12 protein-coding genes are annotated in these 14338 nt (G+C 47.0%); all 12 read right to left on the reverse strand.

Features of this window, described 5'->3' with window-relative positions:
- Positions 1-229: 229 nt before the first annotated feature.
- Complete coding sequence (locus tag ACIGBN_RS09160; RefSeq protein ID WP_133001394.1) at positions 230-496, reverse strand: DksA/TraR family C4-type zinc finger protein; 267 nt, start codon at positions 494-496, stop codon at positions 230-232.
- Positions 497-647: 151 nt separating this feature from the next.
- A complete protein-coding gene (gene hpxO / locus ACIGBN_RS09165) occupies positions 648-1802 on the reverse strand; it encodes an FAD-dependent urate hydroxylase HpxO (protein WP_396664985.1) in 1155 nt (384 codons plus the stop codon).
- Between the two features lie 322 nt (positions 1803-2124).
- The gene (locus ACIGBN_RS09170; RefSeq protein ID WP_396664987.1) at positions 2125-2616 is read right to left on the reverse strand and encodes a DUF2127 domain-containing protein; all 492 of its coding nucleotides are present in this window, start codon (positions 2614-2616) and stop codon (positions 2125-2127) included.
- Positions 2617-2838: 222 nt separating this feature from the next.
- Positions 2839-5055 carry a catalase/peroxidase HPI gene (gene katG, locus ACIGBN_RS09175; protein WP_396664989.1) on the reverse strand — a complete coding sequence of 739 codons (2217 nt, stop codon included), beginning with the start codon at positions 5053-5055 and terminating at the stop codon, positions 2839-2841.
- 300 nt (positions 5056-5355) lie between these two features.
- Positions 5356-6531 (reverse strand): acetyl-CoA C-acyltransferase FadA, encoded by a 1176-nt coding sequence (gene fadA, locus ACIGBN_RS09180; RefSeq protein ID WP_133001398.1) that lies wholly within the window; start codon positions 6529-6531, stop codon positions 5356-5358.
- A 36-nt stretch (positions 6532-6567) separates the two neighbouring features.
- The gene (gene fadB / locus ACIGBN_RS09185) at positions 6568-8718 is read right to left on the reverse strand and encodes a fatty acid oxidation complex subunit alpha FadB (RefSeq protein WP_396664992.1); all 2151 of its coding nucleotides are present in this window, start codon (positions 8716-8718) and stop codon (positions 6568-6570) included.
- Between the two features lie 98 nt (positions 8719-8816).
- On the reverse strand, positions 8817-9746 hold the full coding sequence (locus ACIGBN_RS09190; RefSeq protein WP_396664994.1) for an electron transfer flavoprotein subunit alpha/FixB family protein: 930 nt from the start codon (positions 9744-9746) through the stop codon (positions 8817-8819).
- On the reverse strand, positions 9743-10495 hold the full coding sequence (locus tag ACIGBN_RS09195; RefSeq protein ID WP_133001401.1) for an electron transfer flavoprotein subunit beta/FixA family protein: 753 nt from the start codon (positions 10493-10495) through the stop codon (positions 9743-9745). The genes ACIGBN_RS09190 and ACIGBN_RS09195 overlap by 4 nt, the downstream gene beginning before the upstream one ends.
- Positions 10496-10816: 321 nt before the next feature.
- Entirely contained in the window at positions 10817-11572 is a 756-nt protein-coding gene (locus ACIGBN_RS09200) for an enoyl-CoA hydratase-related protein (RefSeq protein ID WP_133001402.1), read from the reverse strand.
- Between the two features lie 3 nt (positions 11573-11575).
- Positions 11576-12130 carry a DUF2889 domain-containing protein gene (locus tag ACIGBN_RS09205; RefSeq protein WP_133001403.1) on the reverse strand — a complete coding sequence of 185 codons (555 nt, stop codon included), beginning with the start codon at positions 12128-12130 and terminating at the stop codon, positions 11576-11578.
- Positions 12131-12145: 15 nt separating this feature from the next.
- Positions 12146-13828, reverse strand: coding sequence for an AMP-binding protein (locus tag ACIGBN_RS09210; protein ID WP_396664997.1), 1683 nt, complete (start codon positions 13826-13828; stop codon positions 12146-12148).
- A 108-nt stretch (positions 13829-13936) separates the two neighbouring features.
- Positions 13937-14251: an SCP2 sterol-binding domain-containing protein gene (locus ACIGBN_RS09215; RefSeq protein WP_133001405.1), complete on the reverse strand. Its 315-nt coding sequence runs from the start codon at positions 14249-14251 to the stop codon at positions 13937-13939.
- Positions 14252-14338 lie beyond the last annotated feature (87 nt).

The following is a 14338-nucleotide window of genomic DNA, read 5'->3' on the forward strand; positions in this document are numbered from 1 at the left end:
AAACTTAGCGCATAGCATACAAAAAATAGAGAGAAATTAAACGTAGTAAATAAGAACTAGATGCATCTTTACGCTCATCAATGCATTAGATTGCCTTTAGTGAGTAAAAAGCGCCTCTATTTTGTACTAAATCCAAGTGATGCGACTCAACAACGGATCTTTTTTAGGCAAAACAGGACGTTAAAAAAACAGCGAGGCACTGTTTTGTCGATAATAACACCCCATGACATTACCTTAGTTGGCTGTCCTTACTGCCACTGCGATTGTATAACGCCGCCCCTTTGTCGCTTTTTTCGAGCTCGCTCTGACAATGTATGCATAAGTGCACACCAGGAATGGCTTGCCGACGACGCTCAGGAATAGGCGCATCGCACTCTTCACAATGGGTAAGGCTCTCGCCCTTTGGAAGTCGACGTTTGGCCTGCTCAACGGCCGAATCGACCGTCGCATCAATTTGTTCTTGTACGGCGCCATCTTGCGCCCATCCACTGGCCATCATCCCCTCCAAGCTCTCGTGCACTGCTTACCAAGTGCGCTGCATCCCACTCTCATCAAACACCCATTTAAAGCAGAATTCAATGGTGATGTCTCTAATAAGCATTCTGGTTAGCAAACGGCTTAGATGGGCATGATAACCTTCTTCGATGCTAGCCTAACGGCCCACCAATAATGGTTTCTTTTAATCCTGCCATGATATTATCGCCTTGCTCTTGTTTTAGCTCGTCGTACCACGCCTGCGTCACTTTCATGTTTTTCCCATGGGTTACATCGCAACGTTTACGCGCTTTCAGTACTAAATCTTTTGCTCGCTCATGGCGTTTCGATTGGTAAGCTTGTAAGGCAGATTCTATGTCTTGCGTGTCCGCAAACGACATTCCAAGCACAACCGCGTCTTCCATCGCAGAACAGCCGCCCTGACCAATATCTGGCGTGGTGGAATGGGCTGAATCGCCCAATAAAGCCACTCGTCCTTTTACAAAGGTATCAAATGGCTCTACATCATGAATTTCAATTCGATTGGTTGTCTCTGGGTCCAAAGCGTCGATAAGCCTTTGTACAGGGTCTGCCCAGCCGGCAAAATACCCTTTCAAATCGTCTTTTAGGGTCGCTCTGTTTTCCTCTAAGCCGACAGGCAATGGCACATCAAAAAAGAAATAAAAGCGCTGCTCTGAAATCGGCATCACAGACACCCGCTTGCCTTCGCCGACAAAGGTTGTCCATTGATCGAGTGGGGCAATTAATGCATCGGCCGCCACCAAGCCATTCCAATTCACATAGCCTGCATAACGACGCTCAAGCTCCATACCAAGCACATAGCCGCGCACTACGGAACGCGCGCCGTCGGCCGCGATCATAAAATCCCCATGAGCCACAGTGCCGTCGGTAAAATAGGCACTCACCCCTTGTTCCGTCTCTTCGACTCGTTCGATGCGCTTATCAAATTGGACGCTGTCTCGCCCCCAACTGTCTACCATCATCGACTGCAACCCAGCTCGCGACACAGGACAAGGTCGCTCACCCACCTCATCAATTAAAGGTTTAAGGCTAAATTGCGTCATCACCTGACCTGTCTTACCGTCTTGATACGCCATATTTCGCATCGGACCACCGAGCTCATCCATGATGTGTCCCATACCAAGATGGTTCATGCATTTCACCCCATTAGACCAAACAGAAATAGCGGCCCCTACTGGCTTAATTTCTTTCACGGCTTCAAAGACATCACACTCAATACCTTGCTGTCTTAAAGCGGCTGCGGCTGCCATGCCACCAATCCCCGCCCCTATAATCAATGCTTTCATGGTTCGATATCCTCTTTGTTACACGGTAAGTTGGTGTAGCACGATTCATTCCATGAATCGCAAGAAAGACACAAAAATTTCATATACACATAAAAGAAACATATGTTTCTCTGTCTTTTTCAAGATACCTGAAAACACGCAAAGATATAAGAGGCAATGATTCGCCTTTTGGTGACACAAATTCACTCAATTTAAGCGCGTCTAGTCACTCGCTTGTGACACACAAGAAAGCCCATGCCGTTTTCTGAGCACAGGGCGCTAGCAATGCAGGAACAGAGTAAACGCGCCTGAGTCGGCGCAATAGAAATGACCCAAATTAGGGTTAAAGAGAATGAGATACCCGAGATGCGCTCTCTTGTGGTGCGTGCTTACCTGAGCCGCTTTTTAACACGTAATACATATAGCTGACGACAACAAGGTTAATGACTAACACACCAATTGTGATCGCATTTTGGTCGTTTACCACTTCGTAAATTTCAAACGGCAAATACACAGCCCCGCTCAAGAAAGCAAACCATTCTGTCCAGCGCATCTGATGCCACAAACCATAAGATTCGATAAAACGAATCAAGGCATAGCCTAGTGCGATGGTCGTCACCATGGTTAATCCAGAGTTGGTGATTTTATCAATGCTGTGCAATGACATCTCAACATAATGATTGCTCGCAGCAAGGTGCAGGTAAGCAAATACATTTAACGCTTCTTGATGAAGGTCCACCCCTGCCAATGCGTGCACACCGACCGCGACCAATAAAGCCAACACCCCTTTACAGGCTTCCAATACAGCAATGACACCCAAACCAGAAACATTCATAACAGACTCATTTTTAGACAGGATCAACCCACGAAGTACGCAATTTTGCCTGCACACCCACATAGACACACTCGTAGACAAACCATTCAGTTTAACGAGTCAATGGTATTATTGGCATAAAGGATGACAGAGGAAGGGGCTATAAAGTCAATAAAGAGGAATTAAAAAGAAAACCCCGCTTTCAGGTCTAAAAGCGGGGTTTTGAGGAGTTACGTATGTTGGTTACGCTAGATCGAAACGATCCAACTCCATCACCTTCGTCCAAGCTGCAATGAACTCATTGACGAAACGATCCTGTGCATCTGAACTTGCGTACACTTCTGCAAGGGCTCTTAGTTGCGAGTTTGAGCCAAATACTAAGTCGACGCGTGTTGCCGTTGCCTTAATCTTGCCGGTTCTACGATCACGACCGTCAAACACTTCTTGGTCATCTGATTGAGCAAACCATTTGATGTCCATATCCAATAATTTCACAAAGAAGTCATTGGTTAACACACCAGGGCGATCGGTAAAGACACCGTGTTTTGACTGCTCAAAATTGGCATCCAAGGCACGCATACCACCAAGCAACACCGTCATTTCTGGTGCGGAAAGGGTCAATAATTGCGCTTTATCAACCAACATTTCTTCTGCTGATACCGTGTACTGGCCTTTTTTGTAGTTACGGAAACCGTCTGCTTCTGGCTCAAGCACATCAAAAGATTCAACATCGGTTTGCTCTTGAGAAGCATCAGCACGACCTGGAGTGAAAGGCACGATCACATCTTTGCCTGCGTCTTTTGCCGCTTTCTCAACCGCGGCACTGCCCGCTAACACAATCAAATCGGCCAAGGAAATTTGCTTACCGTCAGCCTGCTCCGCATTAAACTCAGCGCGGATGGTTTCTAGTACGCTTAATACACTAGCCAGTTGCTTAGGCTCATTTACTGCCCAATCTTTTTGTGGTGCTAAGCGAATTCGAGCGCCATTTGCCCCACCGCGCATATCAGAACCACGGTAAGTAGAAGCCGATGCCCATGCGGTAGACACAAGTTGAGAAACCGTTAGACCGGACGCTAATACCGTCGCTTTCAAGTCCGCCACATCTTGCTCATTCACCAATTCATGCGTAACAGCCGGAATCGGGTCTTGCCAAATCAACTCTTCAGAAGGCACTTCTTCGCCCAAGTAACGAGACACAGGCCCCATGTCGCGGTGAGTTAATTTGAACCAAGCGCGAGCAAAAGCATCCGCTAATTGATCTGGGTTCTCGTAAAAACGTCTCGATATCGGCCCGTAGATCGGGTCTAAACGCAACGCCATGTCAGACGTAAACATCATTGGTGCGTGACGTTTTGTTGCATCGTGAGCGTCTGGCACGCTGTTTGAGCCAGCGGTCCCTTTTGGCGACCATTGCCAAGCGCCTGCAGGGCTTTTGGTCAGTTCCCACTCGTAGTCAAACAAGTTTTCAAAGAAGCCGTTGTCCCATTTGATTGGGTTTTTCGTCCATGCGCCTTCAAGACCACTACTAATGGTATCGGCGCCGTTGCCTGTGCCTTGGCTATTTGCCCAACCTAGACCTTGCTGAGTAATGTCAGCGGCTTCTGGGTCTGGTCCAACTTGCGCGGCATCGCCAGCACCGTGTGCTTTACCAAAGGTGTGACCACCAGCAATCAAAGCAACGGTTTCTTCGTCGTTCATCGCCATACGGCCAAAGGTGTCACGAATATCCAACGCTGACGCTAATGGGTCAGGTTTGCCATCTGGGCCTTCAGGGTTAACGTAGATCAAGCCCATTTGCACTGCGGCAAGCGGATTTTCTAGTTCACGTTCGCCAGAGTAACGACTGTCTTTACCGCCGCTTTCTTCTAGCCACTCTGTTTCTGCGCCCCAGTAAATGTCTTCTTCTGGCTGCCATACATCAACACGACCACCGGCAAAGCCCAATGTTTTAAAGCCCATCGATTCTAGAGCAACGTTACCTGCTAGGATCAACAAATCGGCCCACGAAATTTTGCTGCCGTATTTTTGCTTAATTGGCCAAAGCAAACGACGCGATTTATCGATGTTAACATTGTCAGGCCAGCTGTTTAAAGGAGCAAAACGCTGTGAACCAGACGTTGCGCCGCCACGGCCATCGGCTGTTCGGTAAGTACCCGCACTGTGCCATGCCATACGGATAAATTGAGGACCATAATGGCCGTAATCGGCTGGCCACCAATCTTGAGAATCTGTCATTAGATCGGTTAAATCTTTTTTAAGGGCCGCTAAATCAAGACTATTGAATGCTTTTGGGTAATCAAAATCATCACCCATTGGATTGGATTTCGCTGAATGCTGGTGAAGAATGTTGATATTTAATTGATTAGGCCACCAATCTTTATTGGATGTACCACGGCCCGCTGATTGATTAGAAACCGGTGCTGTGTGACCAAATGGACACTTACCTTCGTTAGACATACTGCTCTCCTGCTTTGCTTTCTTTAATATTCTTTCGTGTGATCGTGTTTAATCATCACGTTTGGCATCTCTTACCCATAGTTATATCCCTATTTGTTTTTCACATCTAATAAATTAAAACTAATAGAGCGATAGCCATCTAATTTACGCCTTTTCAAAACTGCTCTCCCAGCATAGCCAATCACTCTATCAGTGCCTATCACAAATTGTGAAAAGGCGAGGTTCAGTCCAAAAAAAAGCCCCGCAAAAGCGAGGCTAAAAAAAGAGAATCCTAGAGCGCGGGGGCACTCTACAAAAAAGCTAGATACGTTCAAACACTGTGGCAATACCCTGACCCATGCCAATACACATGGTCGCAAGCCCGAGCGTGGCATCTTTGTCACGCATGACGTTCAGCAAGGTAGTAGAAATACGCGTTCCTGAACAACCTAGAGGATGACCAAGGGCAATCGCACCACCATTCAAATTCACTTTCTGATCAACCAGATCAATCAGTTTCAAGTCTTTCAGAACAGGAATAGATTGCGCGGCAAAGGCTTCGTTCAACTCAACAATATCAATATCGTCAATCGTCAAACCAGCACGTTTAAGCGCTTTCTTAGTCGCCGGCACAGGCCCATAACCCATGATCGCTGGATCACAACCCGCTACCGCCATACTACGCACACGGGCAATCGGTGTTAGCCCAAGCTCTTCGGCTTTCTTCGCTGACATCATCAGCATGGCTGACGCGCCATCGGATAACGCCGAAGACGTACCCGCCGTTACTGTGCCAACTTTAGGCATAAACACAGGTTTCAAGCCGGCCAGCGATTCCATGGAGGTTTCTGGGCGAATCACTTCGTCCACTTCCACTAGGATTTTATTGCCCAGTGCATCGTGCCCTTCAATGGCCACCAGCTCATTGTCAAAGCGACCTTGTAAGGTGGCTTCATGTGCTAAGCGATGAGAGCGCACGGCGAACGCGTCTTGTGCTTCTCGGCTTACACCGTGCATTTTGCCCAGCATTTCTGCCGTTACACCCATCATCATGGAGGCTTTAGCCATGTGTTTTGACAACGCAGGGTTCACATCGACCCCGTGCATCATGTTCACATGCCCCATGTGCTCAACGCCGCCCACAACGAACACATCACCTTGACCTGTCATAATGGCTTGGGACGCGGTGTGAATCGCCGACATCGACGAACCACATAAACGGTTTACCGTTTGCGCAGCCGTTGTGATCGGCAATCCAGCCAATAACGATACCGCACGCGCCATGTTAAAACCTTGTTCTAGGGTTTGGTTAACGCACCCCCAAATTAGATCTTCTACGTCTTTAGGGTCTACATCTGGGTTTCGCTTAAACAAGGCTTTGACCAATTCGGCAGATAAGTTTTCTGCGCGCACATTGCGAAACACACCATTTTTCGTTTTACCCATTGGTGAACGAACTGCGTCGATAATTACGACATCATTTGGATTCAATTTCATCGATATTCTCCTCTATCCTATTCTGACCTAGGGTAATTAATTGCCGTAATAAGTTTCGTTGTTGGTTGCCATTTCACGCATTCTCGCGGTGGGCTCGTACAACTTACCTAAGTGGCTGTATTTGTCTGCAAGCTCACAAAATGCCTGCAGTCCCATTTGGTCTAGATAGTGCAAGGCACCACCAAGGTATGGAGGGAAACCAATACCGTAGATCAATCCCATGTCAGCTTCCGCCGCAGACGCCACTATGTTTTCTTCCAAGCAACGCGCCGTTTCAATACACAATGGAATCATCATTCGAGCGATAATATCCTCTTCTGATAGCTCTGTATGAGACGCTACCGTTGGCGCTAAAATCTCAATAATGTCGGCATCAAAGATTTTCTTCGGCTTGCCTTTACGGTCTGGCTCATAGGCATAAAAACCTTTGCCATTTTTCTGTCCAAAACGTTCTAGTTTAAACAAGCAATCGACCGCATTAATACCCTCGTGCTTCATTCGATCAGGGAAGCCTTCTGCCATCACTTGATCCGCATGAAACGCCGTATCAACCCCAACCACATCCAACAAATAAGCAGGCCCCATTGGCCAGCCAAAACGTTCCATGGTTTTATCCACGAGTTGGAAATCGGCGCCTTCTTTCATCATCAAAGAGAAGCCCGCGAAATAAGGGAACAACACACGGTTGACCAAGAAACCTGGGCAATCATTTACCACGATAGGCGTTTTGCCCATGGCTTGTGCGTAAGCAACGGTTTTGGCAATCGCTTCGTCACTGGATTTTTCACCGCGAATTACTTCAACCAGAGGCATACGGTGAACAGGGTTAAAGAAGTGCATACCACAGAAGTTTTCTGGGCGTTTTAGATCCTTCGCCAATTCGGTAATCGAAATGGTTGAGGTGTTAGAGGCCAGAATCGCATCGTCAGCAAGGTATTTTTCTGTTTCTGCTAATACCGATTTTTTGACATTGACGTTTTCTACGACGGCTTCAACAACAAGATCAACATGCGCAAATTCGCCATAACTCAACGCAGGCGTAATGCCATTCATTGCTTTAAGCGCTTTAGCGGCAGTCAAACGACCACGTTCAATTTGCCCATTAAAGAGTTTATTGGCTTCACTCAACCCAAGCTCTAACGCTTCTGGTCGAATGTCTTTCATAATGATAGGTGTGCCTTTAGACGCGGATTGATACGCGACACCGCCCCCCATGATACCCGCACCCAATACTGCGGCTTGCTTCACTGGCGTTGCGTTTTTCGCATACTTGGCAGCACTTTTCTTAATCGCTTGGTCGCTCAAGAACAAGTTAACCAAAGATTCTGCCACTGGGCCTTTGGCCAATTTAACAAAGCCTTTAATCTCTGTTTCAAGGGCTTTTTCCATCTCTTGGCTAATGCCTTTTTCGATGGTTTTGATGGCCGCCATTGGCGCTGGGTAATGTTTACCGGCTTTAGCACCAACCACACCACGAACCGATTCAAACACCATCATTTTTTCGATAGGAGAGAATTGCATTGGCGCGCGCAATTCATCACGGCGACAACGGTAATTCAACTTACCATCCAGCACTTGCTGGATCAGGTGTCGTGCTGATTCTTGTACTTTATCTGCGGCAACAACCGCATCTACTGCGCCATCTTTTAAGGCATCAGCACTGCGTTTTTGCGCGCCACCACAAATCCATTCACACGCATTATCCGCCCCGATCAAACGAGGAAGACGAACCGTGCCGCCCCAACCTGGGTAAATACCCAGCTGAGTTTCTGGCAAACCAATTTTAGCGGTCTCTGCCATGACTCGGTAATCACACGCCAAACACAACTCCATGCCACCACCCAATGCGATGCCATTAATCGCCGCTACGGTTGGGCAACATAGGTGTGATATGTCGTTAAAAATACTGTGCGCGTGACGCAGTTTGTCGGTTAACTCTTCGTCTTCTAGTTTGAACCAAGAAGTAAATTCGGTAATGTCTGCGCCCACCACAAAAACGTCTTTTGCGCTGGCAAAGATTACCCCTTGCAAATCATCAGTGTGCTTAAGAATAGAAACGGCCTCAGCCAATTCATTCAAGGTGACACTGTTGAATTTATTGACCGATTCGCCCACCAAATCCAGTGTGACAGTTGCCACCCCAGCGTCGTCCATTGCGACTTTTACGGCTTGCCCTTCGAATATCATGCTGGTCTCCATTTGTTTTTATTGTGATTGCAGCGCGCCCTTTGAACGCCACTGCAAACCAGTATTAAGAATCTGTTCCTTGGCTTTATGCCAAGCTATTAAAGACTTTTTTCAAGTTCAGGGATGGCATCGAACAAATCCGCTACCAAGCCATAGTCTGCCACTTGAAAAATTGGCGCCTCTTCGTCTTTATTGATGGCGACAATGACCTTAGAACCTTTCATGCCCGCCAAATGCTGAATCGCCCCAGAAATGCCTACGGCGATGTACAAATCCGGCGCAACCGTCTTACCCGTTTGCCCAACTTGCAAATCATTCGGTACGAACCCTGCGTCTACTGCGGCGCGTGACGCACCAATCGCAGCGCCCAGCTTGTCGGCTACGCCTTCAAGAATCTTGAAATTATCGCCATTGCCCATGCCTCGGCCACCAGAAACAACAACGCTTGCTGATGTCAATTCAGGTCGATCGGACTCTGCCAATTGCTCACTCACAAAACGACTCTTATCAGCCGCAATAACCTGTGAAAGCACTTGGCGCTCTGCGTTTCCTCCTTCTGAGGCTACTGCATCAAAACCAGTAATGCGCACGGTCAATACTTTGATCGTATCGGTCGAGGTCACGGTAGCGATGGCATTGCCTGCGTAAATAGGACGTACAAAGGTATCTGCTGACACAACCTTGATCACATCAGACAATTGAGAAACATCCAACAATGCGGCAACACGAGGCATGGTGTTCTTGCCCGTGGTGGTTGCTGGCGCTGCTATATGGCTGTAATCCCCAGCCATTTCGACTAGCAATTTTGATATATTCTCTGCTAGTTGATGCTCATAAGCCGCGTTGTCGGCGACCAATACTTTGGTCACGCCTGCTACTTTCGAGGCTTGCTCAACCACGGTTTGGCATTCAAAGCCTGCGATCAGCAGATGCACATCCGCATCAATTTGCGTCGCCGCCATCACAGTGTTTAACGTCGCTGGCTTTAAAGACTTGTTATCATGTTCCGCTAAGACTAAAACGCTCATGAGATCACCTTCGCTTCGTTTTTAAGTTTTTCGACCAATTCTGCTACTGAACCTACTTTGATACCTGCTGCACGCTCTGGTGGCGCGGTTACCGAAACCACACTCACATTGCACCCTACGGTCACGCCCAGATCACTGACTGTTTTCACATCCAATGGCTTTCTCTTCGCTTTCATAATATTTGGCAAAGACGCGAAACGTGGCTCATTCAAACGTAGATCCGTGGTAATAACCGCAGGCAAAGTCACCGACAAAGTTTGTAAGCCACCGTCTGTTTCACGAGTCACTTGCGCTTCACCATTTTCAATAACCACTTCAGAGGCAAAGGTCGCTTGCGGATAATCCAACAAAGCGGCAACCATTTGACCCGTTTGGTTATTGTCTGAATCAATGGACTGCTTGCCCATGATAATAAGATCGGCGCTTTCTTCTTTCGCCACCGCCGCTAACAATTTAGCAACCGACAAAGAATCCAGCCCATCTTCTGCTTCTACTTGAATGGCGCGATCTGCGCCTAACGCCAGTGCGGTACGCAATGTTTCTTGGCATGCTTTAGAGCCTACCGTCACAACGACGATTTCATCCGCTACGCCTTTTTCTTTTAATCGAATCGCTTCTTCTACAGCGATTTCACAGAAAGGGTTCATGGACATTTTGACATTGGTTAAATCAACCGATGACTGATCGGCTTTGACGCGAACTTTAACGTTGTAGTCAATGACCCGTTTAACGGATACTAAAATTTTCATAAGTCCCTCACATTTATCATTAAGCTCTGTCATTTAAGTTCAACTGATTCTAATGACTTGTTTGATTCTGTTTACCTACATGGATGAACACACGCGGTACGTCACTTGATTGCTGATACCCTAATACTAGTTTGCGGGCGATTTTCATCAATAACAAAAAAGCCTCAGTTAACTAACAAAAAAAACCACCCAAAAGAAAAATGGTTAATTCTTGAACGTATCTGACACAATCTTTAAAGCGCATAGACAGAAAACCAAGCACAAACAAAAAAGCCCTATCCACTTGGATAAGGCTTACTCATTACAAAAGGCACCTAATAATTAGGTTTTACCCCGAGAAAGAAACGCCATAAAAGCCTGCCGAGCCTCTGCTGACGCTAGCCTATCTTTGAATATACGCCCTTCACGCATCAACGCCATTTGTATGTCATCTTGTGCGCGATACTTTAATAAGTCTTTGCTTAAGGTCACGGCCTCAACCGGTAATGCAGCAATTTTGTTGGCATAAGCCAACGCCATATCAAATGCCTCACCAGACTCACAAAGATGGTTTAACATGCCCATGTCTAAGGCTTCTTCACTGCCAAAGACTTCGCCCAAAATCAGTTTTTCAAACGCTTTTTGGTGCCCTATCAGCAATGGCAATAAATGACTCGATGCCGCTTCAGGCACCAGCCCTAGTTGCACAAAAGGAAACTGAAAACGGCTGTCTCTTGCGGCCAGTACCATGTCGCAATGCAGCAACATGGTGGCACCCACACCGACGGCTCGCCCTTCTACTCCAGCGATTAATGGTTTTTTATAAATGGTTAGCGTTTGTAAAAAAGCCATCACTGGGGACATTTTTTCTGGCGTCTGGGCTATTTGCACAAACTCATTGATGTCATTACCCGAAGAGAAATCCGCGCCTTCGCCATGAATCAAAGTCACTTTAATGGACGGGTCCGCTTCTGCTTTATGCAATGCATCGGATAGCGCCTGATACATATCGATGGTCACGGCGTTTTTTTTGTGAGGTCGATTAAGACACAATATTTGCACGCCTGATTCGACACTTTCTCTAACAAATTCGCTCACCGATTACTCCTTATCAGGCAGTTGAATAATTTGCTCTTCAACTAGCTTTTGCACCATAGGGCCATCTTCTGACCAACCATGGCAGGTATTGACTAAGCCGATTAACGCCTTGGGCACGGCAGCTGGGTATTTTTTGGCTAATGGCTGCCACATGGTTTGAAACGCTGTGGTGGCCGCCACCGGCAACAGCTCCAAAACATGCGTGCAACCCACCTTGCCGGCAAAGGTTTTCTTTAACCAGCGATTCCAGCCAGGGCCAATGCGCGTGCCTTTTATTTGATCAAAGCTCGGCTCTGCGCCACCGCAAGAAGGAAAAGGGAACGCCGACATATCCACCTCTATCGCATGGATAAGAAACTGATCATCTAGGGTCAGCTTGACGCTAATATCATGAAATGGCGAGCCTTGTGGAACTCGGCTGCCATCAAACTCTCGATACACATCGTATGTTTTCAGGTCGATCATACGGGCTTCGATGTCCCACAGCCCGTCTTCTCGTAAATACCCTTCTGATATTATGTTACGTCGATGCATTCGCTCACGTTTAGGCTGCGACATAGTGCGCTCCTTCCGTTAAGCTTTTTCATCACGCAACGCTCGACGCAATACTTTCCCGACGTTCGTTTTCGGCAACTCCTGACGGATTTCAATGTATTTTGGCACTTTATAAGCCGCCAAATTTTCTTTGCAATACGCTCGTAGCTCCGGCATATCCAACGAGGTCAGGCCGCCTTTCAAGGTAATAAAGGCTTTCACTGCCTCACCTGTTTTATCATCTGGCACACCAATGGCGGCGGATTCTAGAATATCAGGATGACTCGATAAGCACTCTTCCACTTCCGTTGGGTAGACGTTAAAACCAGACACTATGATCATGTCTTTCGCGCGATCAACAATCTGCAAATAGCCATCAGGATGCTCTATCGCAATGTCGCCGGTCATCAAGAAACCGTCTGGCGTCATGACTTCAGCCGTGGCCTCTGGACGCAACCAGTAGCCTTTCATCACTTGTGGGCCTCGAACACACAACATGCCAGCCTCACCTTGCGCAACCACATTGCCATCTTCATCTTGTATCTTAATGTCGGTTTCATCGACCGGTAGCCCTATGGTGCCAATACGCTCTTGTCCGCATGGGTTAAATGACACAACGGGCGATGTCTCTGTTAAACCGTACCCCTCGACAACGGTGCAACCCGTAATCTCTTTCCAGTGATTTGCCGCCGAGTGCGTCAATGGCATACCGCCAGAACAGGTGATTTTCAGCCCAGAAAAATCCAACGCAGCAAACTCTGGCTTATTGCAGAGCCCAACAAACAAGGTGTTCAACCCCACAAAACCGGTAAACTTCCACTTTTTAAGTTCTTTAATAAAGCCTGGAATGTCTCTTGGATTCGGGATCAATACAGAATGGCCACCCGCTTCGATCATGGTCAAACCATGAATCAAAAAGGCGTAAATATGATACAGAGGCAGAGGCGCAATAAAGGTTTCTTGGCCCTCTTCTAGCACATCCTGCAGCCTGAAACTCAGCTGATGCATGTTTGACAACAGGTTAGCATGCGTCAGCATCGCCCCTTTCGCGACGCCGGTTGTTCCCCCTGTGTACTGTAAGACGGCGATGTCGCCAGCGTGCGTTTCCACTGGTGTCACCGTTTTGCCCATGCCTTTTTCTAACGCCTGATTTAACGTGATGGCGTTTGGCAAGTGATACGCAGGCACCATTTTTTTCACGTACTTAACAACTGAGTTAATCAAGATACGCTTAGGCGCGCTGTGAAAATCAGCAATCTGCGTAATGATCAGATGTTTGATGGAGGTTTTATGAAGAATTTTTTCCACATGGCTGGCCATGTTGGCGAACACCACCAGCGCTTTCACCTCTGCATCATTAAACTGATGCTCAAGCTCTTTCGGAGAATAAAGTGGGTTGGTATTCACCACAATCATGCCCGCTTTCATGGCGCCAAATACCACCACTGGGTATTGCACGACATTCGGCAATTGCACGGCAATACGATCACCCGGTTTTAAGTCGGTATGATGTTGTAAATACGCGGCAAACTGGTCAGATTTTTGCGCTAAATCGGCGTAAGAAATCGTACAGCCAACACTCGTAAACGCAGGTTTATTGCCGAACTTTTGACAAGAAGCATTCAACACATCTAATAAAGACGTGTAATGGTGGGGGTTAAGAGACTCTGGGATATAGCTTCCAGGTTCTTTGTAGCTAGTAGAGACATTTTCGGTCTGCATTGATTACTCCAGTTATTTTTTTTGTTAGGAGAATTAAGCATCATCTAAAATACCCGAGCGCAGAATATGCTCTCGGGTTATCACTATTCGAAGCGCTAATTTAGACTACTACTGAGGGAATATTTGCGTCAGCTTAGTGGCCAACATTATGTCCCCATCAGCACGAATCTTGCCCTGCATAAAAGCAGCCATGCCGTCTAATTCACCTGTCATCACGCTTTTTAGCGTATCTAAATCCATTTCTAGCGTAACAGTAGGGTCATCATGATCCCCTTCCCCTAACGCGCATTCACCATCATCGATGGCTAAATAATAACTTGTGCCTTCTTCCATATTAAACTGAAAAACAGCGTCCATTCCGTCTGCTTGATCAGCATCAAAGCGGCTTACCATATCATCAAATACAGCTTTAACTTCACTCATTATGTCACCCTCTTAGTCTAGTCTGTTTTTATTCGTTTGTTGAGCGCTCACCTTAGATAAAATGAACGCGCTTTAGTCTTTAATTAG

The organism is Marinomonas sp. NPDC078689, assembly GCF_044542435.1.
GTDB classification, from domain to species: domain Bacteria; phylum Pseudomonadota; class Gammaproteobacteria; order Pseudomonadales; family Marinomonadaceae; genus Marinomonas; species Marinomonas arenicola.

Bases quoted from the DNA above. Each gene is read 5' to 3' on its own strand.
- fadA (WP_133001398.1), bottom strand. From the start codon at position 6,531: ATGAAATTGAATCCAAATGATGTCGTAATTATCGACGCAGTTCGTTCA.
- ACIGBN_RS09190 (WP_396664994.1), bottom strand. From the start codon at position 9,746: ATGAGCGTTTTAGTCTTAGCGGAACATGATAACAAGTCTTTAAAGCCA.
- fadB (WP_396664992.1), bottom strand. From the start codon at position 8,718: ATGATATTCGAAGGGCAAGCCGTAAAAGTCGCAATGGACGACGCTGGG.
- hpxO (WP_396664985.1), bottom strand. From the start codon at position 1,802: ATGAAAGCATTGATTATAGGGGCGGGGATTGGTGGCATGGCAGCCGCA.
- ACIGBN_RS09160 (WP_133001394.1), bottom strand. From the start codon at position 496: ATGGCCAGTGGATGGGCGCAAGATGGCGCCGTACAAGAACAAATTGAT.
- katG (WP_396664989.1), bottom strand. From the start codon at position 5,055: ATGTCTAACGAAGGTAAGTGTCCATTTGGTCACACAGCACCGGTTTCT.
- ACIGBN_RS09215 (WP_133001405.1), bottom strand. From the start codon at position 14,251: ATGAGTGAAGTTAAAGCTGTATTTGATGATATGGTAAGCCGCTTTGAT.
- ACIGBN_RS09195 (WP_133001401.1), bottom strand. From the start codon at position 10,495: ATGAAAATTTTAGTATCCGTTAAACGGGTCATTGACTACAACGTTAAA.
- ACIGBN_RS09170 (WP_396664987.1), bottom strand. From the start codon at position 2,616: ATGAATGTTTCTGGTTTGGGTGTCATTGCTGTATTGGAAGCCTGTAAA.
- ACIGBN_RS09210 (WP_396664997.1), bottom strand. From the start codon at position 13,828: ATGCAGACCGAAAATGTCTCTACTAGCTACAAAGAACCTGGAAGCTAT.
- ACIGBN_RS09205 (WP_133001403.1), bottom strand. From the start codon at position 12,130: ATGTCGCAGCCTAAACGTGAGCGAATGCATCGACGTAACATAATATCA.